The following is a 19460-nucleotide window of genomic DNA, read 5'->3' on the forward strand; positions in this document are numbered from 1 at the left end:
AGTTATTATCTGTCTCCAGAATTCAGACGCCACACGCCCTGCACTTGAAATCGGCAGGGATTGGTTTATCGTGATGCGCATCACTTCCCGGCACTGATGTCGCGTAAGTAAAAAATTTTTGAGACATTTAATGAATAAGACAGATGAACTGCGCTCCGCGCAGATCGATAGCCTCGTAACGCCTGCTGAACTGGCGTTACGCTATCCCGTCACGCCTGACGTCGCGGAACACGTTACCGCCTCGCGCCGTGGCATTGAGAAAATCCTCAGTGGTGAAGATCGCCGATTGCTGGTGGTTATTGGCCCGTGCTCCATTCACGATCTGGATGCCGCGATGGACTACGCGCGCCGCCTGCAACCCATGCGCGAGAAATATCAGTCGCGGCTGGAAATCGTGATGCGCACGTATTTTGAGAAACCGCGCACGGTCGTCGGCTGGAAAGGGCTGATTTCCGATCCGGACCTCAACGGTAGCTATCGTGTTAATCACGGTCTCGAGCTGGCACGTAAGCTTTTACTGCAGGTTAACGAATTAGGCGTTCCCACCGCGACCGAATTTCTCGATATGGTGACCGGTCAGTTTATCGCTGATTTGATCAGCTGGGGAGCTATCGGCGCGCGAACCACGGAAAGCCAAATCCATCGTGAGATGGCTTCGGCGCTCTCCTGCCCGGTCGGTTTTAAAAACGGCACGGACGGTAATACGCGTATTGCAGTAGACGCAATCCGCGCCGCGCGCGCCAGCCATATGTTCCTTTCGCCGGATAAAAACGGTCAGATGACCATTTATCAGACCAGCGGCAACCCCTACGGCCACATCATTATGCGCGGGGGCAAAAAGCCTAACTATCAGGCGGACGATATTGCGTGCGCCTGCGACACATTGCATGAATTTGATTTACCAGAGCAGCTGGTTGTCGATTTCAGCCATGGCAACTGCCAGAAACAGCATCGTCGGCAGCTGGAGGTTTGTGATGATATCTGTCAGCAGATCCGCAATGGTTCAACCGCCATTGCCGGGATTATGGCAGAAAGTTTCCTGCGTGAGGGAACGCAAAAAATCATCGCCGGACAGCCATTGATTTATGGTCAGTCGATTACCGACCCGTGTCTGAGCTGGGAAGACAGCGAACAGCTGCTGGAAAAATTGGCCACCGCCGTGGACAGCCGCTTTTGATATGCTGAAATAACGCCATGGCGATTGCGATGGCGTTTGCACTGTTTCTGTGGGTTCTGCGGCAATATTTCTTGCCGCCAGCCAGACTATTCGTGATAATGATTATCAATACGAAATTGATAATCATTTTATATTATTACGCTATGCAATCCACAGACCTCGCTGAAACCGGTAAACGTTACGCCCCACATCCTGAGCCAGAAGATCGACGCATTGACAGTAATGAATTGCTGGGCCGCGAAGGCCGTGTCGTCATCGAACATGATGGTCAGCAGTATTTACTGCGTCAGACCCAGGCCGGTAAGTTGATCCTCACCAAATAACGCGCGTTAACTTGAACAGCTTACTTCAAGTCGCTTGCCCCAGTCCGGCGGGCGACCAGCATAATCATCGTCTCTCTCACGGAACGGTTCCCGCAACACGGCGTGTAATCGCTCAAGCTCGCTGACATCCCCGTGTTCGGCTTGCTCAATAGCGCGTTGAGCCAGCCAGTTACGCAACACCACGCAAGGATTGACGTTTTGCATCGCCTGCTGACGCTGCGCGTCGTCAATCTGTTCCGTCTGTAACCGTTCGCGATAACGTGCAAACCAGCTGTCAAAGGCACCGCGATCGATAAACTCATCGCGCAGTGGGGAAGCCGCACTGCCCTGCTCCGTATGGCTAAGCATTCGAAAGGTGCGCGTATAATCGCTGCCTTCGCGCGCCATAAGGGCAAAAAGCGTATTTAACAGTTCGTTGTCAGCCTGTTGTTCGCTAAACAACCCCAGCTTACGGCGCATTCTCAGCCCGTACTCGGTAAAAAGCGCATGCTGATAATGATCCAGCGTCGCGTTCAGGGTATCGACATCAATAAACACGGAAAGCGTTTGCGCCAGCCGCTGAAGGTTCCACAGGCCAACGGCTGGCTGGTTATCAAAGCTATATCGTCCCTGAGGATCGGAATGATTACAGATAAAGCCGGGCTGATAATCATCAAGAAACCCGTACGGGCCGTAGTCCATCGTCAGGCCAAGAATCGACATGTTATCGGTATTCATCACGCCGTGCGCAAAGCCGACCGTTTGCCAGCGGGCAATCATTATCGCCGTGCGTTCCACTACATCGCGGAACCACAGGGCATATTTATCCGCCTCATCCTGCAAATGCGGCCAGTGATGGCGGATCGCATACTCCGCCAGTTGACGCACTTTTTCCGGCTCACGACGATAATAAAAATGTTCAAAATGGCCGAACCGGATATGGCTTTCAGCGATGCGCATTAACATCGCGCCCTGCTCAGTGGTTTCACGTTGCACTGGCGTATCGCTGGTGACAATCGACAGCGCTCTGGTTGTGGGAATGTCCAGCCAGTGCATCGCTTCAGAGGCGAGACTTTCACGAATTGTCGAACGCAATACCGCCCGCCCATCCCCCATACGGGAATAAGGCGTCTTTCCGGCCCCTTTCAGGTGCCAGTCGAATGTACGTCCATCGGGCAACTGCTGTTCGCCAAGTAAAATCCCCCGACCATCGCCAAGCTGCCCGGCCCAGACGCCAAATTGATGTCCACTGTAAACCTGCGCGAGAGGTGACATGCCGGGTAACAACGTTTCCCCACCCCAGACGCCTGCCCCTTGTTCAGGGTGAAAAAGGCGTTCAGGCACACCGAGCGTCTCTGCCAGAGCCTCATTACGCCAGATGACGCGGGCATTGCGCAACGGCGTTGGGGCCAGTGCGGTGTAAAAATCTGGCAACTCATCGCGCCAGCGGGTAATAAAAGACAGGTCCATAGATCCTCCTGCCTGTAAGTGTAGTGCCTCAGGCCGGGAGTGAACACGGAGGGTTTACAGGGTTATCACTTGACCAGCGACGTAACCTCTTCTTTATTGACCATCGGCCATAAAGTGCCCTGCATCGCACTGAAGGGAAAAGCCGTCACGCGCTGATATATTTCTTCACTGTCTATGCCAGCAATCATAACGGAAGTGCAGAAAGAACTTATCTGTGCAAACAGCGCACGCATAAAGGGTTCGAAAGCAATACCTGATAATTGTCGGTGGACAAAGTTCTTATCCAGCGCAATACGTTTGAATAGCCCGGCGAATACCGCATGGGTAGTCGCGTCTCCTGCGCCAAAATTGGCTAACACCAGAGGGTAGCACTTTGACAGGCGCACCAGCGGATGACTTTCCGTTAATGTATTTAACCCTGGATAATTCTCATTTAAGGTCAATTCGAGAAAAGGAAATCGTTCAATTACGCAAGCCAATTCAGCATCCGTTAACAGCGCATCGACAATGGCCGGAGTAATTGAAATCCAGGCTAATAATTGTTGCTGAATAAAAAATATCTGACAGGTTTCCAGTAGCGCCAGCTTTTCCAGAAAAAGGCTAATTTCCTGTTCCGCACTAAGAAGAGGAGAAAGGAGTTCGACGGGGAAGCGGACGTCGGCCCTGACTGCAGAAAAGGTGGCGACGATTTCAAGACCAACCAATTCGCCACTACCATTTCTGGCAGGCAGAAATAATAGATCTGAACGATAATCATTATCCAGAGAAACTATCATTGGACCAACCCCTCATTAAGGGTAAGAACAGGCTTTTTAGTATGATAAGTTAAGTGGCTCTGCCAACAGGCTTTTAATGAAGAGTGTTGCATATTGTCCATTTTCATTACGGATTTTCCCTACCCTTTGCGTTTCAGTGTAATCTATGTCGGGTAAGTAATACAATTAAAGCATCTGGTGGAAATATCTGAATTCAACGGAGCTTTTTATTGCCACCGTGACAGTGACATTACTTAGCAGGCTCTCTTTTTCAACGTCGGTCCCGTCACCGGGAGGTGCTTATAAATTAAAGTAAAAATCAGGACGAATGCAGAGTGTTGCTGATTAACCCACCCAGGAAAACCAGAAACTGATAATACGTTCAGAATTAGTTAAGGAATTTGCGTTAAATCATCTTTTATTGCGTTGAGAGAAATCGCATATACCCTTCCCCCCGTTAAATGCGTCGCGCCTGCCAGAAATTTTTGCTCCAGTAGACGTTATCCAGCGAAGAACGCATCACCCCGCGGCTGGTGGAAGCATGGATAAAGGTATTATCGGTATCGTAGATGCCTACATGAAGTCCGCTCGCACCCGATCCGGTTTTGAAAAAAACCAGATCGCCCGGAAGAAGGTCGTCTTTATCAATTTCAGTACCTATTTTGGCCTGCTGCCGGGTTTCTCTGGGCAGCCTGAGGGCAAATTTGTCGCGAAATGTCATCAGCACAAATCCCGAACAATCGACCCCGCGATGGCTCATGCCACCATAGCGGTAAGGCGTACCTCGCCAGTCATGGAGCTGCTCGTTAAGATTAGCAATAACGATAATGGGGTCCGCGAGTCGCGGATTTGGCGGAGGTGCCCGATGCGAGCTACAACCCGCTAAAAGGAGTGCCGTAAATAAAATAAACCAGCAACGCATGTCCGTGCGATCCTTCTACGCTTTTGATGACGGAATAATTTACCCTGTTAATTATCTGACTGGCAAGAGACCAATCACACTAGCTGCCAGAAAGCAGAATACCATGGCCTTCAACGTCCAGACGACGAAACGGCACTCTGTAGGCGGTCGCAAGCCATGCTGGCGTCAGCGCCTCATCAGGCGTTCCGCAGGCGATCATTTGGCCATCACGCAGTAACCAGACGCGATGCGCATGACGCAACGTATGATTGAGGTTGTGACTGCTCATCACAATGGCTATTCCGGCCTGACATAACTCACCGAGTAGAGTATCCAGCGCGGTCTGCTGCGCCACATCCAGGCTATTCATCGGTTCGTCGAGTAATAATAGCTGCCCGTGGGAATTGCCGCCGGGATGAATTTGCAAAATGACAGCACATAGTCTGACGCGCTGCCATTCACCGCCGGACAGATGATTTACCTGACGGCCCAGCTTATCGCATAACTCAAGCCTGGTAGCGACATCCTTAAGCAGCCCCGGCTGTGCATGAGCTGCCTGATGTAGCTTCAGGTAATGCCATACCGGCATGGCAAACGGCGGCGTTTGTAGCTGGGCCAGAAAAGCGCGATGGCGGGCCAGCGCGGTGGCAGGCCACAGTTCCAGCGGCCGATGGTTCAACGCTATCGTACCGCAGCCTGAACTAAGACCGGCAATGCGGGTTAATAACGTGCTTTTACCGGCACCGTTTGGCCCGACCAGATGAACAATCTCTCCGGGATTAACATCGGCGGAGAACGGGCCAACCCGCCCGGCCTCCACGACATTACGTATCTCTAACAACACGGACATTATTTGGCTAAGGCCAGTTTAATCGCTTCCATAACAATAGGATCTTCCGGCAGCATATCCGGTGAGAAACGTTGCACCACCTGACCGTCGCGGCCGATGAGGAACTTTTCAAAATTCCATAAAATATCGTCAGGATAAAGCGGCGCGCGCCCTTTACTTGCCATCCGCTCGTAAAATCCGCTGCTTTCCGGTGCGACGGCCGTTGGTGCGGCCGCGATCAGTTTCTGATACAGCGGGTGACGGTTTTCGCCATTGACATCGATTTTGCTGAACAGCGGGAAAGTGACGCCATAGGTTGTGCTGCAAAAGGTTTTAATCTCCTCTTCACTACCCGGCTCCTGCCCCAGAAACTGATTGCAGGGGAATCCCAGCACCTTAAAACCTTCTTTTGCCCATGCAGCGTGGATGTTCTCCAGGCCTTCATATTGCGGCGTCAGCCCGCATTTTGAGGCAACGTTGACTATCAACAGAACATCGCCTTTATAGTGCTCAAGCGTAGTGTTCTCTCCATCAATGGTGGTCACACTGGTATTCAGAATATCGTGTTGCATAGCGTCCCCTTAGTTGATTTCCCGGATCTTATCGCCCGGCCTTTAATAATAGCCAGATAAAAACAGGTGCGCCCAGTGTTGCTGTAACCACTCCAATAGGTAATTCAGTTGAAGCTAACGCCAGGCGGGCGATAATATCGGCGATTAACAATGCTATCGCGCCTGCCAGCGCGCTGGCGGGTAACAGCACACGATGATCGGTCAGGCCACATAAACGTAATATATGCGGGATCACCAGGCCAATAAAGCCTATCGCGCCAGCAAGCGCCACGCTGACGCCGACCATCCAGCCGGTCGCTACCACCAGCAGATTTCGCCATAGCCCCAGCGGTAATCCCAGCTGGCGGGCGGAGGTTTCGCCCAGTGCCAGTAAATTGAGGGCGGAGGACTGAAAACAAACCCATGCCATGACCGGTACCAGGGCCACCATCAACCAGCTTTGCTGCCAGTCAACGCCGCCGAAACCGCCCATCATCCAGTACATCAACTGCCGCAGGTCGAAAGAGGTTGAAAAATAGATGGCCCAGGTCATGAAGGCGCTGCAGATAATCCCCAGCGCCACGCCCGCAAGCAATAAACGGCTGGTGGAAAGATGACGCCTGGCAAACCGCAGCAGAATAAGCGTGATGATAAGCGCTCCGGCAATGGCGCACAGCCCCAGCGCCCATTGCGGCAACCTGCCGCCGCCTGTTAACACCGCCGCGATTAACCCTACGCCCGCGCCGTTTGAAACACCGAGTAATCCTGGCTCGGCCAGTGGATTATCAAAAAGCGCCTGCATAATGGCGCCGGAGAGCGCCAGCGCAGCCCCCACCAGGATCACAGCCAGCGTGCGGGGTAATCGTATTTGCCAGACGAAGAGGTGCCCCTGCGGGGTGGACCAGGAGGCGGGACCGATCCACTGCTCGCCTGCACAAATGCCGAGTATCACGACCAGGACCAGCGCCAGGATCAGACTGATAATCCAGTATCGGTCGCGCCGCTGTTGTCGTTGTTCCCAGACAAGCATGTGAATGTCTCCGTAGAAAAAAACTCCATCCTCATGGAGAAGAAACGACTGGAATATACTGGATTACAGGATGAATAGGAACACCGGCCCGGCCGCAGAGTACACAAGAAAAAAGGCCGCATAAGCGGCCTTTTTGATTAGTTCAGATTACTCTGCTTTGGGCGAAGCGTTTTCGACACGGCTTTTTAACTTCTGACCGGGTCTGAAGGTCACTACGCGCCGGGCTGTAATGGGAATATCTTCGCCCGTTTTCGGGTTACGTCCCGGGCGTTGATTTTTATCACGCAAATCAAAGTTACCAAAACCGGACAGTTTTACCTGCTCACCATTTTCCAGAGCGCGACGGATCTCTTCGAAAAACAGCTCAACCAGCTCTTTGGCATCCCGTTTGCTAAGCCCAAGCTTATCAAACAGATATTCTGACATTTCAGCTTTTGTAAGCGCCATAGGTTCAATCCCTCAATGATGCCTGGAATCGCTCTTTCAGTGCCTCTACGCATCTGGCAACGGTAGCGGCAATCTCCTCTTCTTCGAGTGTACGGCTGGTATCCTGAAGGATGAGGCTAATAGCGAGGCTCTTGTAACCCTCCGCTACGCCCTTACCGCGGTACACATCAAACAAGTTTACGCCAACTATCTGATTTACGCCAACTTTCTTACATTCTGCCAAAACATCTGCTGCGGCGACGTTTTCAGCCACTACAACAGCGATGTCGCGGCGGTTTGCCGGGAAGCGAGAAATCTCCTGTGCCTGAGGCACCACGCGGTCTGCAAGCTTGTTCCACTCCAGTTCAAACACCAACGTGCGACCGTTAAGATCCAGTTTACGTTCAAGCTCAGGATGAACAACGCCAATAAAACCAATACGTTCATCTTTCAGATAAATCGCTGCTGATTGACCAGGATGCAGTGCCGGATTGGCTTCTGCTTTGAACTGAATTTCAGCTAATTTGCCGGTCAGGTCGAGAATCGATTCCAGATCGCCTTTCAAATCATAGAAATCAACGCCCTCTTTCGCCAGATTCCAGTGCTCATCATAGCGGTTACCACAGATAACCCCTGCCAGCATAAGATCCTGACGAATACCCAGATTGGCCTGCGTATCCGGAACAAAGCGTAAGCCGGATTCAAAAATACGTACCCGGTTTTGCTGACGGTTCTGGTTATACACCACGGTGCCAAGCTGACCCGTCCACAGCGACAGACGCATCGCTGACATCTCAATAGAAATCGGGCTTGGCAGGATCAGCGCCTCTTCTGCCGGATGAATCAGCTGTTGCAGCTTAGGATCGACAAAGCTGTAGGTGATAACTTCCTGATAGCCTTTATCGTTAAGCAGCGTTTTCACACGCTTCAGCGACAGGTTAGCTTCACGATGGTTACCCATGATCAGACCCGCCTGTACTGGCGCATTCGGAATATTGTCGTAGCCGTAGACGCGCGCCACTTCTTCGACCAGATCCTCTTCGATTTCCATGTCGAAACGCCAGCTCGGGGCGACAGCCTGCCATTGGTTCTGGCCTTCCGTCACGTCACAACCCAGGCGACGCAGAATATCGCTGACCTGCTCGTCAGCAACAGGATGACCAATCAGGCGGTCCAGTTTGCTACGACGCAGGGTAATGGTGGCGCGTTGTGGCAGCGTGGCTTCGTGGGTAACATCAATCACCGGACCGGCTTCACCGCCGCAGATATCAATCAACAGACGCGTGGCACGCTCCATTGCTTTGTATTGCAGTGCCGGATCGACGCCACGTTCGTAACGGTGAGAGGCATCCGTATGCAGGCCGTGACGGCGTGCACGGCCGGTGATGGACAGCGGGCTGAAGAAAGCACATTCCAGCAGCACGTTTTGCGTTTCTCCGTTGACGCCTGAATGCTCGCCGCCAAAGATTCCGCCCATCGCCAGCGCTTTTTGATGGTCGGCGATAACCAGCGTATCGGCGCTGAGTTTGGCTTCGCTGCCGTCGAGCAGTACCAGCGTTTCACCCTCTTTCGCCATGCGCACCACGATCCCGCCTTCGATGCGATCTTTATCGAACGCATGCATCGGCTGTCCCAGTTCAAGCAGGACGTAGTTGGTGACGTCCACTACCGCATCAATAGAGCGAATACCACAGCGGCGCAGTTTCTCTCGCATCCACAGCGGCGTCGGTGCGCTAACGTTGATGCCTTTAACCACGCGGCCCAGGTAACGCGGACACGCCTCCGGTGCGTCAACGGTAATCGGCAGCACATCGCCAATCGTTGCTGACACAGGAGTAATTTCTGGCTCAATCAGCGGTGACTGGTTCAGGACTGCGACATCACGCGCCACGCCAATGATGCTCAGACAGTCGGCGCGGTTCGGCGTAACGCTGATTTCAATGGTGTTATCATTAAGCTTCAGATAGTCACGAATATCCGTCCCAATCGGTGCATCCGCTGGCAGTTCGATAATGCCGCTATGATCGTCGGAAATACCCAGCTCAGAGAAAGAGCACAGCATCCCTTCCGACGGCTCACCGCGCAGTTTGGCGGCTTTAATTTTAAAATCGCCCGGCAACACTGCGCCAATCATTGCCACAGCGACTTTCAGCCCCTGACGGCAGTTCGGCGCGCCGCAGACGATATCAAGCAGACGCTCACCACCAACGTTGATTTTGGTTACTCGCAGCTTGTCCGCATTCGGATGCTGAGCGCATTCAACGACTTCACCGACCACAACACCGTTGAAGGTTCCTGCGACCGGTTCCACGCCATCGACCTCAAGGCCCGCCATGGTAATTTGATCGGATAGCGCGACGCTATCAATAGCCGGGTTCACCCATTCGCGTAACCACAGTTCACTAAATTTCATTGTTTTATCCTGCCCTTATTTAAACTGTTTGAGGAAACGCAGATCGTTTTCGAAGAACGCACGCAAATCGGTGACACCGTAACGCAGCATGGTCAGACGTTCCATCCCCATACCAAAGGCGAAACCAGAATAGACTTCCGGATCGATACCCACATTGCGCAGTACGTTTGGATGCACCATGCCGCAGCCCAGCACTTCCAGCCACTTCCCGTTTTTGCCCATCACGTCGACTTCCGCAGAAGGTTCAGTAAACGGGAAATAGGACGGACGGAAACGGATCTGTAAGTCTTCCTCAAAGAAGTTACGCAGGAAATCGTGCAGCGTCCCTTTCAGGTTGGTAAAACTGATATTGGTATCAACAATCAGTCCTTCCATCTGATGAAACATCGGGGTATGGGTCTGATCGTAGTCGTTACGATAGACACGGCCCGGGGCGATGATGCGGATTGGGGGCTGCTGGTTTTTCATGGTGCGGATCTGTACACCTGAGGTTTGGGTACGCAGCAGACGGGTGGCATCAAACCAGAAGGTATCGTGATCGGCGCGCGCGGGATGATGGCCCGGAATATTCAGCGCGTCAAAGTTATGATAGTCATCTTCAATCTCCGGGCCAGTCGCCACGGTAAAACCCAGCTCGCCAAAGAAGCTCTCGATGCGATCGATGGTACGGGTCACCGGATGCAGCCCACCGTTTTCGATACGACGGCCAGGCAGCGAGACATCAATGGTTTCCTGCGCCAGACGTGCGTTTAATGCGGCGCTTTCGAGGTCCGCCTTACGCGCGTTCAGCGCCTGCTGAACCTGCTCCTTGGCCTCGTTGATCACCGCACCTGCCGCCGGACGCTCTTCTGCTGGCAGTTCACGCAGGGTCGTCATTTGCAGGGTCAAATGCCCTTTTTTGCCCAAATATTCAACGCGTACGTTATCTAACGCGGCAACATCTGACGCCTGGTTAATGGCTGCCTTCGCACTGGCAACCAGCTCTGCGAGATGTGACATGATTTTCCTCATTATGTGACGATATATAAACGCCAGATACAAAAAAAGCCTCCACTGGGAGGCTTTCTGGCGCTGTTTTCCGTTTCTTTTCTCACGCGCTAGCCTCCCGGTTTCAGGTGCTAAAGTAAAAAAAGAAGCGGAAAATAGCAGCATTCATGCTTGCGTTACCTTGTGTAAGTCGAAACTCTAAGGCTTCATTGAAAAGGCTTAGCAGAAAAATGTCAATCAAAACAAAAAAGAGGGAGCCAGGCTCCCTCTTCTCAACTGGCTTATGCCAGAGCTGATTTCGCTTTTTCGACCAGAGCGGTGAACGCTACTTTGTCGAATACTGCGATGTCAGCCAGGATCTTACGGTCGATTTCAACAGAGGCTTTTTTCAGGCCATTGATGAATTTGCTGTAAGAGATACCGTTCTGACGTGCTGCTGCGTTGATACGCGCAATCCACAGTTGACGGAACTGACGCTTACGTTGACGACGGTCACGGTAAGCATACTGACCAGCTTTGATAACAGCCTGGAAGGCAACGCGGTAGACGCGTGAACGCGCACCGTAGTAGCCTTTGGCTTGTTTCAAAATTTTCTTGTGACGTGCACGGGCAACTACACCACGTTTTACGCGAGCCATATGTGCTCTCCTGTATCTATTCTAATTAAAAAGTTAAAAGGGTTAACGACTTATGCGTACGGCAGGCACGCGATGACCAGGCCCAGATCGCCTTTAGAAACCATGGCTTTCGGACGCAGGTGACGTTTACGCTTGGTAGCTTTTTTGGTCAGAATGTGACGCAGGTTAGCGTGCTTGTGCTTAAAACCACCTTTACCGGTTTTTTTGAAGCGCTTAGCAGCACCGCGTACGGTCTTAATTTTTGGCATTTTAATAACTTCCACTTCGCATTGTTAATAAACGAAACAAAGGCGAATCCACCTGTGGACCTGAGCCCACAGGTAAGATTACTTGATGGCCTTACTGTTTCTTCTTAGGAGCGAGCACCATGATCATCTGGCGGCCTTCGATCTTCGTTGGGAAGGATTCGACTACTGCCAGTTCACTCAGATCGTCACGGACGCGCGTCAGCACTTCCATACCAATCTGTTGGTGGGCCATTTCACGACCGCGAAAACGCAGCGTGATTTTAGCCTTATCGCCATCTTCCAGAAAGCGAACCAGGCTGCGGAGTTTTACCTGGTAGTCGCCATCATCGGTGCCAGGACGGAATTTAATTTCCTTGACCTGGATAACTTTCTGTTTCTTCTTCTGTTCCTTAGAAGACTTACTCTTTTCATAAAGGAACTTGCCGTAGTCCATAATACGACAAACTGGCGGTTCGGCGTTAGGGCTGATTTCAACTAAATCTACTCCAGCTTCTTCAGCCTTTTCGATAGCTTCTCTCAGACTCACAATACCCAAAGCTTCGCCTTCAAGACCTGTTAAGCGAACTTCCAGGGCGCGAATCTCGCCATTGATACGATTCGGACGTGCCGTTTGAACTCGTTTTCCGCCTTTAATACCTTATTCCTCCAGTTGTTGAAGACTGCGGCTGCGAATCTCTTGTTGCAGCTTCTCGATAACTTCATTTACGTCCAGGCTGCCCAAGTCTTTACCACGACGGGTGCGCACAGCAACTTTGCCGGCTTCAACCTCTTTGTCGCCACAGACCAACATGTAAGGGACACGACGTAAAGTGTGCTCGCGGATTTTAAAGCCTATCTTCTCATTTCTCAAGTCCGCTTTTACGCGAATGCCTGCATTTTGCAGTTTTCGCGTTAATTCACTGACATATTCGGACTGAGAATCGGTAATATTCATGACCACAACCTGCACGGGTGCAAGCCAGGTTGGGAAGAAACCGGCAAATTCTTCAGTCAGGATGCCAATAAAGCGCTCCAGTGAACCAAGAATAGCACGGTGGATCATTACCGGAACCTGACGTTCGTTGCTTTCGCCGACATAAGAGGCGTTCAAGCGCGCAGGTAACGAGAAATCCAGCTGTACCGTTCCGCACTGCCATGCACGATCGAGGCAGTCATACAGGGTAAATTCAATTTTCGGACCGTAGAACGCCCCTTCACCAAGTTGATACTCGAAGGGGATATTGTTCTCTTCCAGCGCGACGGCCAGGTCCGCCTCAGCACGATCCCACATCTCGTCGCTGCCAATACGTTTTTCCGGACGAGTGGAGAGTTTGACGACGATCTTCTCGAAGCCAAAGGTGCTATACATATCATAGACTAAACGAATGCAGCCGTTAACTTCATCACGCACCTGCTCTTCCGTACAGAAGATGTGAGCATCATCCTGAGTAAAGCCGCGAACACGCATCAGGCCGTGCAGCGCGCCTGATGGCTCGTTACGGTGGCAGCTACCAAATTCAGCCATACGCAGCGGCAGATCGCGGTAAGACTTCAGCCCCTGATTGAAGATTTGCACGTGGCCCGGACAGTTCATCGGCTTGATGCAGTATTCACGATTCTCTGAAGAGGTAGTGAACATCGCATCTTTGTAGTTTTCCCAGTGTCCAGTTTTTTCCCACAGTACACGGTCCATCATAAACGGACCTTTAACTTCCTGATACTGGTACTCTTTCAGCTTAGAGCGAACAAACGTTTCCAGCTCGCGGAAGATAGTCCAGCCATCGTTATGCCAGAAGACCATACCCGGCGCTTCTTCCTGCATATGGTACAGGTCAAGCTGCTTACCAATTTTACGGTGATCGCGTTTGGCCGCCTCTTCCAGGCGCTGCAGATAAGCATTCAGCGCTTTTTTATCTGCCCAGGCCGTACCGTAAATGCGCTGCAGCATTTTGTTGTCGCTATCGCCACGCCAGTACGCGCCTGCGGTTTTCATCAGTTTAAAATGATGGCAAAAACGCATGTTTGGCACGTGCGGTCCACGGCACATATCAACGTATTCTTCGTGATGATAAAGACCAGGCTTATCATCATGGGAGATGTTTTCATCAAGAATGGTGACTTTATAAATTTCACCGCGCTGGACAAACGTTTCACGCGCTTCGTGCCAGCTTACGTTCTTCTTAATGACGTCGTAGTTTTTCTCGGCGAGCTCGTGCATCCGCTTTTCGAGCGCGTCAATATCTTCCTGGGTCAGCGTATGGTCGAGATCAACGTCATAGTAGAAACCGTTGTCGATAACCGGTCCGATCGCCATTTTGGTATGAGGCCAAAGTTGCTTGATGGCATGGCCTAACAGATGTGCGCAGGAGTGGCGAATGATCTCCAGACCTTCTTCATCTTTTGCGGTAATGATGGCTAACTGAGCATCGCTTTCAATAAGATCGCAAGCATCTACCAGCTCACCGTTAACGCGACCAGCGATACAGGCTTTTGCCAGACCAGGTCCGATATCAAGGGCAACATCCAGCGGGCTTACGGGGCGGTCGAATTGGCGTTGGCTGCCATCAGGAAGAGTAATTACAGGCATTCTATGTCCTTATTTGCAGTGGTGACCCACACGAAAGATCACATACAAAGAGAATAATCGTTTATGAACAGTAAATTGCGACGCCATCTAACCAACAATTGCTAAATTGGGACGCAATTTGAAAACCCGGTGCGCATTATTTTTCACACCGTCAGAGAATAATAACATTAAAAAAAGAGCGTGTGCACCACTGTATTTCCTGGCGGTTCTATTGATTTTTCAGGTATAGCGCAATAGTTAATCGTGGATTTGTAAAGATAAAAGCAGATCAAAAAACAGCGTCAGAACGACCAGCGAGGAAAACATCAGACGATCGGGCCGGTGTTATTCGGCCCGATAATATTACATTTTGTAGCCCAGCGAGAGCGTCGTACGGCGATCGGTATGTTCTGGCGCAGAGTCAGGCGGGTTGGAGTTCCAGGTCAGGTTGTACGCAACCTTCAGACCGAAATGCTCGTTAATGGCGACATTAAGCGCGCTTTCAGAGTTGACGGTGGTATCTTCGGCACCAAACACGGAAACACCCTGGGTAAATTTGGCGTTATCCGTCAACTGCCACGCATACGTGCCAGACGCGTAACCCAACGGTTGCGTTTCATTGCCGCCGTCGGTGTATTCATCGTAGCGAACGCCAGGACCAAATTCAAAACGCAGGCTGTGTACCGGACCGTTTAAGAACTGGCGACCATAACCAGCCGTCACGATATCACGTTCCTGATAACCATTGTAACGGTCAGTTAACCAGCTACCCTGCCCAAAGAGATAGTTTACATCTGACAGGTTATAGCGGGTACGACCACCGACAGCATACTTCTCAGAAGAACGCTCGTCGTTGGATGAAGTGTTACTGGCGTTTCCCCATAAAGACCAGGCGGTAGTATTGCCGTACCAGGTCAGGGTTGAGTCGGCGGTAAGCGAGGAACTTTTGGTATTCCCTGACTGAGACAGATAACCCGCGTTGACATTACCTTCAAACGGTTTTTTCGCAGTAGAGGGATCGTCCATGACAGTAAAAACGGTATCGTCGGCTGCTGCGTACATTGACGCAAACACGCCTCCCGCCAACAGCACAGCGGCGGGAACTGTCTTTAAGAGCTTCATTTATAATAAGTCCGTACAACAAAAAAAGAGACCATCACGGTCCCGGAAACTTTCATGAGGATCAATGTTAACAACCCAGAGAAAGGTAACAAATTATAAAAAGGCTCAATTAACATAGCAATGAAATATTGCAGGATTTTTTGAATAAGAACGGTCCCAAATCGACGGTGGTTTATTAGATAGTTCAGTACGGTAAGGCACGTATTTATTTGTAAAATCATGCTGTTGCCCTACCGTTCTTTGCGTTTCGGTGCCAGACTTAATGAAATCCGTTCCCGGACTTCGCTTCAAAAGAATGCAAAGGAGGTACGATTATGGTTAAAATTTATACCCTCACTTTCGCTCCATCGCTGGATAGTGCAACCCTGACACCACAACTTTATCCTGAAGGGAAATTACGCTGTAGCGCGCCGGTCTTTGAATCCGGCGGCGGAGGCATTAACGTTGCCAGGGCAATCACCTTCCTCGGCGGCACTGCCACCGCCATTTTTCCGGCGGGCGGCGCAACGGGCGAGCATCTGGTCAATTTGCTGGCCGATGAACACGTCCCGGTTCAGGCCGTTGAGGCGCAAGACTGGACCCGACAAAATCTGCACGTTCACGTAGAGTCCAGCGGTGAGCAGTACCGCTTTGTGATGCCGGGCGCATCGCTCACGGACGATGAGTTCCGCCAGCTTGAAGAGCGCGTGCTGGAGATTGAACCCGGTTCCCTGCTGGTCATCAGCGGTAGCCTGCCACCCGGCGTGAAAATCGATCGGCTGATACAACTGATAAAAGCCGCCCAACATCATCGCATTCGTTGCATTATGGACAGCTCCGGAGAGGCCCTTGCCGCCGCGCTGGAGGTGGGCAACATTGAACTGGTGAAACCCAATCAGAAAGAATTAAGTGCCCTGGTCCAGCGTGAGCTCACTCAGCCTGATGATGTCCGCGAAGCCGCTCAGGAAATTATCAACAGCGGAAAAGCATTACGCGTCGTCGTTTCTCTGGGACCACAGGGCGCGCTGGCAGTAGAGCGTGACAGCTGCGTACAAATCGTTCCGCCACCGGTTAAAAGCCAGAGCACCGTTGGCGCTGGCGACAGTATGGTCGGCGCAATGACGCTAAAAATGGCCGAAAACGCGTCGCTGGAAGAAATGGTCAGCTATGGCGTGGCCGCCGGTAGCGCCGCAACTATTAACCAGGGTACCCGGCTATGCTCGCGCGAAAATACGCAGAAAATTTATGAGTACCTGCGCCGGGTATGATCCCGACGTCAGGATCTTACTGTGCAGGTAACATCAGCGATACTAAAAAATTTAAGCTAACTAACGAGGTAGATCATGAGCGAAGGCGATATAAAACGTTATGTCGTAACGGTGAAGTTTCATGAAGAAACGCTGACCCAAATTAATGAACTGAATAATGCGCTTACCCGCGCAGGCTTTACGCTCACGCTGAGTGATGACGAAGGCAAAGTGCATGAACTCGGAACCAACACGTTTGGTTTTATCACGCCGCAGCGTGAGCAAGAGGTCAACGCGCTCACGACCGGCCTCGCTGAAAGCGCGCTGGGCGTCGCCCCTGACGTCGAGGTTACGACGTTTGAGACATGGCTGACGGATAAACAATAAGTGCCATTGCCCCCGGCAGTCTTTTCAATTGTGCGTGAGTTCGGTTTTTTCAAAGCATTTGTGCGCTAACGTTATGATATGGCAACAAACATGGGAGAAAGAACATGTGGCAGGCTATCAGTCGACTGTTAAGTGAGCAACTTGGCGAAGGTGAGATCGAACAACGTAATGAACTGCCGGGCGGTGAAATTCATGCCGCATGGCATATTCGCTATGCCGGACGTGATTTTTTCGTTAAATGCGATGAACGCGAATTATTGCCCTGCTTCACCGCAGAAGCCGATCAGCTGGAACTGTTGTCGCGCAGTAAAACCGTTACCGTTCCCCATGTCCGGGCTGTAGGTTATGAGCGGGATTCTGCCTTTCTGGTAATGGATTATTTGCCCGCCCGCCCCCTGGACGCGCATAGTGCCTTTCAGTTAGGACAGCAGCTGGCGCATCTCCATCAGTGGAGCGATCAGCCACAGTTCGGTCTTGATTTCGACAACGACCTCTCCACCACGCCGCAACCCAATGCCTGGCAACGTCGCTGGTCGACCTTTTTTGCCGAGCAGCGAATAGGCTGGCAACTCGAACTCGCCGCCGAAAAAGGACTCGAGTTTGGCAACATTGACGCTATCGTTGCGCAGATCCAGCAGCGGCTAAGTGGCCATCAGCCCCAGCCCTCGTTATTACACGGCGATTTATGGTCGGCGAACTGCGCATTAGGGCCGGAAGGTCCATTTATCTACGATCCCGCCTGTTACTGGGGAGACCGGGAGTGCGATCTGGCTATGCTGCCGCTGCACCCCGATCAACCGCCGCAGATTTATGACGGGTACCAGTCAATCTCTCCTCTGCCGACAGGCTTTCTGGAGCGCCAACCTGTTTATCAGCTATATACGTTACTTAACCGTGCGATTTTATTTGGCGGGCAGCATCTTGTCACCGCGCAGAAAGCGCTGGAGCGGGTGCTGGGATCCTGAGCCTCCCGGGTGGGAGGCCTGGCTGGGTTTGTTAATTGATCTGAACGCCGCCGTTGATGCGGAATTCGATATTCATGATAAGCCCACTGCCAGGCTTACCTGATTGATAGCGCCATTTACGCATCGCCGTTTTGACTTCGCGCTCAAACATGTTCGCCGGTTGCGCAGAGAGAATTTGTACGTTATCCACCCGACCATCAGCGGTGACATCGAATTTCACCCGTACTTTACCCTCCACCCGCAACGCCAGCGCGCGAGCCGGATAAGAGGGCTGATTACGCGTTAAAGCACGCGGCCCGGTTGGCGTCGTAACGGCAGGTTTTGCCGCAGGCGGCGTACTATTGTTTACCGGACGCGTTGGCGCGGTGTTTTCAAACGGCGACGCCGGACGCGGCTCAGCGGGTTTCACGTCGCGTTTCGGTTGCTCCACCTTTTTCACCGGCTTTGGTTTTGGCTTCGGCTTAGGTTTAGGCTTTGGCTTCTCGATCACTACCGGCGTTTCTTTCGGCGGCTCAGGAACAGGTTCCGGCTCGGGCTCGGGCTCGGGTTCGACGACAGGTTCCGGTGCCGGAGGCTGAACGACAGGCTCTGGCTCTGGCGGTGCGACCAGCGTGATGGAAATCGGCTGAGCGGGCGCGGGCAATTCAATAACCTGATTTACCGAGGAATAAAGCAAACCTGCTATTACAGCGCCGTGGATAGACAAAGCAAGCAATGTAGGCCACGGAAAGCGGCGTGGTAAATCAAGGGCCATTGAAGTCATAGTCGTTACTGTTGAAAAATGATGGACTAATTTTAAATGCAAATAGCAATCATATTCAATAAGCCTTTCTCACTTCGACCGCTTTTTGCCAAAATCGGCACTGTTTTTCCCTGTTTTTTACCGGGTTTTTCATCTTCATCAAGGAGGATGATTGCAGTCTGCCCCACTTTCACTTACCGTATTTCAGCAAACTGTGGATAAGGAGTTCTTACCGTGCTGTACGTTATTTATGCTGAAGATGTCGTTGATTCACTGGAGAAACGCCTGTCAGTGCGCCCGGCCCATCTGGCCCGCTTGCAGTTATTACATGATGAAGGACGGCTTTTGACGGCAGGTCCAATGCCTGCTGTTGACAGCAACGATCCTGGCGCCGCAGGTTTTACCGGCTCGACCGTAATCGCGGAATTTGAATCAAGTGAAGCGGCAAGAGAATGGGCTGATGCCGATCCGTATGTCGCAGCGGGTGTTTATCAGAATGTGACGATAAAACCGTACAAGAAAGTATTCTAGGATGATGGGCACCTTTACCGGTGCCCTTTTTACTTAAAGGTCGTAAATCGCAAACAGCAGAATATTGCGGTGCTGATTAAGTAGACACTTCCTGATGGAGTGAATACGCATATTGCGACGAGACTGTCCTTCAAGCCAGCGGGATTTGCGGCGGCTTGCCTGTCTCAGCATGCGCCAGCGCCCCACTTCCGTTCTACTACGCTTCATTTTTACCG

Annotated in this window: 23 protein-coding genes and 1 other annotated feature; of the genes, 6 read left to right on the forward strand and 17 right to left on the reverse strand. The window is 51.8% G+C overall.

Annotated features, from left to right (window positions below):
- Window positions 1–130: 130 nt before the first annotated feature.
- Together aroH and hemP are read left to right on the forward strand one after the other, a co-directional pair.
- On the forward strand, window positions 131–1177 hold the full coding sequence (gene aroH, locus P0H77_RS11930; protein WP_276157134.1) for a 3-deoxy-7-phosphoheptulonate synthase AroH: 1047 nt from the start codon (window positions 131–133) through the stop codon (window positions 1175–1177).
- 98 nt (window positions 1178–1275) lie between these two features.
- Window positions 1276–1500: a hemin uptake protein HemP gene (hemP, locus tag P0H77_RS11935; RefSeq protein ID WP_276165114.1), complete on the forward strand. Its 225-nt coding sequence runs from the start codon at window positions 1276–1278 to the stop codon at window positions 1498–1500.
- A gap of 6 nt (window positions 1501–1506) precedes the next feature.
- On the opposite strand, the gene selO is transcribed toward hemP, so the two are convergent.
- The 15 genes from selO to P0H77_RS12010 form a co-directional block, all read right to left on the reverse strand.
- The gene (selO, locus tag P0H77_RS11940; RefSeq protein ID WP_276157135.1) at window positions 1507–2949 is read right to left on the reverse strand and encodes a protein adenylyltransferase SelO; all 1443 of its coding nucleotides are present in this window, start codon (window positions 2947–2949) and stop codon (window positions 1507–1509) included.
- 65 nt (window positions 2950–3014) lie between these two features.
- Window positions 3015–3725 (reverse strand): EAL domain-containing protein, encoded by a 711-nt coding sequence (locus P0H77_RS11945; protein ID WP_276157136.1) that lies wholly within the window; start codon window positions 3723–3725, stop codon window positions 3015–3017.
- A gap of 436 nt (window positions 3726–4161) precedes the next feature.
- Window positions 4162–4626: an NlpC/P60 family protein gene (locus P0H77_RS11950; RefSeq protein WP_276157137.1), complete on the reverse strand. Its 465-nt coding sequence runs from the start codon at window positions 4624–4626 to the stop codon at window positions 4162–4164.
- Window positions 4627–4705: 79 nt separating this feature from the next.
- A complete protein-coding gene (gene btuD, locus P0H77_RS11955; RefSeq protein WP_276157138.1) occupies window positions 4706–5455 on the reverse strand; it encodes a vitamin B12 ABC transporter ATP-binding protein BtuD in 750 nt (249 codons plus the stop codon).
- Complete coding sequence (locus tag P0H77_RS11960) at window positions 5455–6006, reverse strand: glutathione peroxidase (RefSeq protein WP_276157139.1); 552 nt, start codon at window positions 6004–6006, stop codon at window positions 5455–5457. Before P0H77_RS11960 ends, btuD begins: the two co-directional genes overlap by 1 nt.
- Window positions 6007–6034: 28 nt before the next feature.
- Entirely contained in the window at window positions 6035–7015 is a 981-nt protein-coding gene (gene btuC / locus P0H77_RS11965; RefSeq protein WP_276157140.1) for a vitamin B12 ABC transporter permease BtuC, read from the reverse strand.
- A 147-nt stretch (window positions 7016–7162) separates the two neighbouring features.
- Window positions 7163–7462, reverse strand: coding sequence for an integration host factor subunit alpha (ihfA, locus tag P0H77_RS11970; RefSeq protein WP_006820203.1), 300 nt, complete (start codon window positions 7460–7462; stop codon window positions 7163–7165).
- Window positions 7463–7466: 4 nt separating this feature from the next.
- On the reverse strand, window positions 7467–9854 hold the full coding sequence (gene pheT / locus P0H77_RS11975) for a phenylalanine--tRNA ligase subunit beta (RefSeq protein ID WP_276157141.1): 2388 nt from the start codon (window positions 9852–9854) through the stop codon (window positions 7467–7469).
- A gap of 15 nt (window positions 9855–9869) precedes the next feature.
- On the reverse strand, window positions 9870–10853 hold the full coding sequence (gene pheS / locus P0H77_RS11980; protein WP_276157142.1) for a phenylalanine--tRNA ligase subunit alpha: 984 nt from the start codon (window positions 10851–10853) through the stop codon (window positions 9870–9872).
- Window positions 10854–10891: 38 nt separating this feature from the next.
- Window positions 10892–11015 (reverse strand) — a sequence feature (Phe leader region).
- Window positions 10966–11010: a pheST operon leader peptide PheM gene (gene pheM / locus P0H77_RS11985; RefSeq protein WP_001386830.1), complete on the reverse strand. Its 45-nt coding sequence runs from the start codon at window positions 11008–11010 to the stop codon at window positions 10966–10968. (Overlaps the previous feature by 45 nt.)
- A 107-nt stretch (window positions 11016–11122) precedes the next feature.
- Complete coding sequence (rplT, locus tag P0H77_RS11990) at window positions 11123–11479, reverse strand: 50S ribosomal protein L20 (protein ID WP_002440151.1); 357 nt, start codon at window positions 11477–11479, stop codon at window positions 11123–11125.
- Between the two features lie 50 nt (window positions 11480–11529).
- The gene (gene rpmI / locus P0H77_RS11995; protein WP_001124225.1) at window positions 11530–11727 is read right to left on the reverse strand and encodes a 50S ribosomal protein L35; all 198 of its coding nucleotides are present in this window, start codon (window positions 11725–11727) and stop codon (window positions 11530–11532) included.
- A 91-nt stretch (window positions 11728–11818) separates the two neighbouring features.
- Window positions 11819–12361, reverse strand: coding sequence for a translation initiation factor IF-3 (gene infC, locus P0H77_RS12000; protein WP_071828920.1), 543 nt, complete (start codon window positions 12359–12361; stop codon window positions 11819–11821).
- Window positions 12362–12364: 3 nt separating this feature from the next.
- Window positions 12365–14293 carry a threonine--tRNA ligase gene (gene thrS / locus P0H77_RS12005; protein ID WP_276157143.1) on the reverse strand — a complete coding sequence of 643 codons (1929 nt, stop codon included), beginning with the start codon at window positions 14291–14293 and terminating at the stop codon, window positions 12365–12367.
- 342 nt (window positions 14294–14635) lie between these two features.
- Window positions 14636–15394, reverse strand: a complete 759-nt coding sequence (locus P0H77_RS12010; protein ID WP_276157144.1) for a YdiY family protein — start codon at window positions 15392–15394, stop codon at window positions 14636–14638.
- Between the two features lie 314 nt (window positions 15395–15708).
- Between P0H77_RS12010 and pfkB the strand changes: the two genes are divergently transcribed.
- The 3 genes from pfkB to P0H77_RS12025 all read left to right on the forward strand — a co-directional run bounded on the left by pfkB (window position 15709) and on the right by P0H77_RS12025 (window position 17972).
- Window positions 15709–16641, forward strand: a complete 933-nt coding sequence (gene pfkB, locus P0H77_RS12015; protein ID WP_276157145.1) for a 6-phosphofructokinase II — start codon at window positions 15709–15711, stop codon at window positions 16639–16641.
- A gap of 75 nt (window positions 16642–16716) precedes the next feature.
- Window positions 16717–17007, forward strand: a complete 291-nt coding sequence (ghoS, locus tag P0H77_RS12020) for a type V toxin-antitoxin system endoribonuclease antitoxin GhoS (RefSeq protein WP_276157146.1) — start codon at window positions 16717–16719, stop codon at window positions 17005–17007.
- A 104-nt stretch (window positions 17008–17111) separates the two neighbouring features.
- Complete coding sequence (locus tag P0H77_RS12025) at window positions 17112–17972, forward strand: fructosamine kinase family protein (protein WP_276157147.1); 861 nt, start codon at window positions 17112–17114, stop codon at window positions 17970–17972.
- 31 nt (window positions 17973–18003) lie between these two features.
- Here P0H77_RS12025 and tonB read toward each other — a convergent pair whose 3' ends face one another.
- The gene (gene tonB, locus P0H77_RS12030) at window positions 18004–18726 is read right to left on the reverse strand and encodes a TonB system transport protein TonB (RefSeq protein WP_276165117.1); all 723 of its coding nucleotides are present in this window, start codon (window positions 18724–18726) and stop codon (window positions 18004–18006) included.
- A 222-nt stretch (window positions 18727–18948) separates the two neighbouring features.
- Here tonB and P0H77_RS12035 point away from each other — a divergent pair, with 222 nt between their 5' ends.
- Window positions 18949–19245 (forward strand): YciI family protein, encoded by a 297-nt coding sequence (locus P0H77_RS12035; protein ID WP_276157148.1) that lies wholly within the window; start codon window positions 18949–18951, stop codon window positions 19243–19245.
- Window positions 19246–19278: 33 nt separating this feature from the next.
- On the opposite strand, the gene P0H77_RS12040 is transcribed toward P0H77_RS12035, so the two are convergent.
- The gene (locus P0H77_RS12040) at window positions 19279–19452 is read right to left on the reverse strand and encodes a YciY family protein (RefSeq protein WP_133159223.1); all 174 of its coding nucleotides are present in this window, start codon (window positions 19450–19452) and stop codon (window positions 19279–19281) included.
- Between the last annotated feature and the right edge of the window lie 8 nt (window positions 19453–19460).

Source organism: Superficieibacter sp. HKU1 (assembly GCF_029319185.1).
Taxonomy (GTDB): domain Bacteria; phylum Pseudomonadota; class Gammaproteobacteria; order Enterobacterales; family Enterobacteriaceae; genus Superficieibacter.

Bases quoted from the DNA above. Each gene is read 5' to 3' on its own strand.
- selO (WP_276157135.1), bottom strand. From the start codon at position 2,949: ATGGACCTGTCTTTTATTACCCGCTGGCGCGATGAGTTGCCAGATTTT.
- pfkB (WP_276157145.1), top strand. From the start codon at position 15,709: ATGGTTAAAATTTATACCCTCACTTTCGCTCCATCGCTGGATAGTGCA.
- aroH (WP_276157134.1), top strand. From the start codon at position 131: ATGAATAAGACAGATGAACTGCGCTCCGCGCAGATCGATAGCCTCGTA.
- P0H77_RS12010 (WP_276157144.1), bottom strand. From the start codon at position 15,394: ATGAAGCTCTTAAAGACAGTTCCCGCCGCTGTGCTGTTGGCGGGAGGC.
- hemP (WP_276165114.1), top strand. From the start codon at position 1,276: ATGATTATCAATACGAAATTGATAATCATTTTATATTATTACGCTATG.
- ihfA (WP_006820203.1), bottom strand. From the start codon at position 7,462: ATGGCGCTTACAAAAGCTGAAATGTCAGAATATCTGTTTGATAAGCTT.
- P0H77_RS11950 (WP_276157137.1), bottom strand. From the start codon at position 4,626: ATGCGTTGCTGGTTTATTTTATTTACGGCACTCCTTTTAGCGGGTTGT.
- pheS (WP_276157142.1), bottom strand. From the start codon at position 10,853: ATGTCACATCTCGCAGAGCTGGTTGCCAGTGCGAAGGCAGCCATTAAC.
- ghoS (WP_276157146.1), top strand. From the start codon at position 16,717: ATGAGCGAAGGCGATATAAAACGTTATGTCGTAACGGTGAAGTTTCAT.
- rplT (WP_002440151.1), bottom strand. From the start codon at position 11,479: ATGGCTCGCGTAAAACGTGGTGTAGTTGCCCGTGCACGTCACAAGAAA.
- thrS (WP_276157143.1), bottom strand. From the start codon at position 14,293: ATGCCTGTAATTACTCTTCCTGATGGCAGCCAACGCCAATTCGACCGC.
- P0H77_RS11945 (WP_276157136.1), bottom strand. From the start codon at position 3,725: ATGATAGTTTCTCTGGATAATGATTATCGTTCAGATCTATTATTTCTG.
- btuD (WP_276157138.1), bottom strand. From the start codon at position 5,455: ATGTCCGTGTTGTTAGAGATACGTAATGTCGTGGAGGCCGGGCGGGTT.
- rpmI (WP_001124225.1), bottom strand. From the start codon at position 11,727: ATGCCAAAAATTAAGACCGTACGCGGTGCTGCTAAGCGCTTCAAAAAA.
- btuC (WP_276157140.1), bottom strand. From the start codon at position 7,015: ATGCTTGTCTGGGAACAACGACAACAGCGGCGCGACCGATACTGGATT.
- tonB (WP_276165117.1), bottom strand. From the start codon at position 18,726: ATGGCCCTTGATTTACCACGCCGCTTTCCGTGGCCTACATTGCTTGCT.
- pheT (WP_276157141.1), bottom strand. From the start codon at position 9,854: ATGAAATTTAGTGAACTGTGGTTACGCGAATGGGTGAACCCGGCTATT.
- P0H77_RS12040 (WP_133159223.1), bottom strand. From the start codon at position 19,452: ATGAAGCGTAGTAGAACGGAAGTGGGGCGCTGGCGCATGCTGAGACAG.
- P0H77_RS12025 (WP_276157147.1), top strand. From the start codon at position 17,112: ATGTGGCAGGCTATCAGTCGACTGTTAAGTGAGCAACTTGGCGAAGGT.
- P0H77_RS11960 (WP_276157139.1), bottom strand. From the start codon at position 6,006: ATGCAACACGATATTCTGAATACCAGTGTGACCACCATTGATGGAGAG.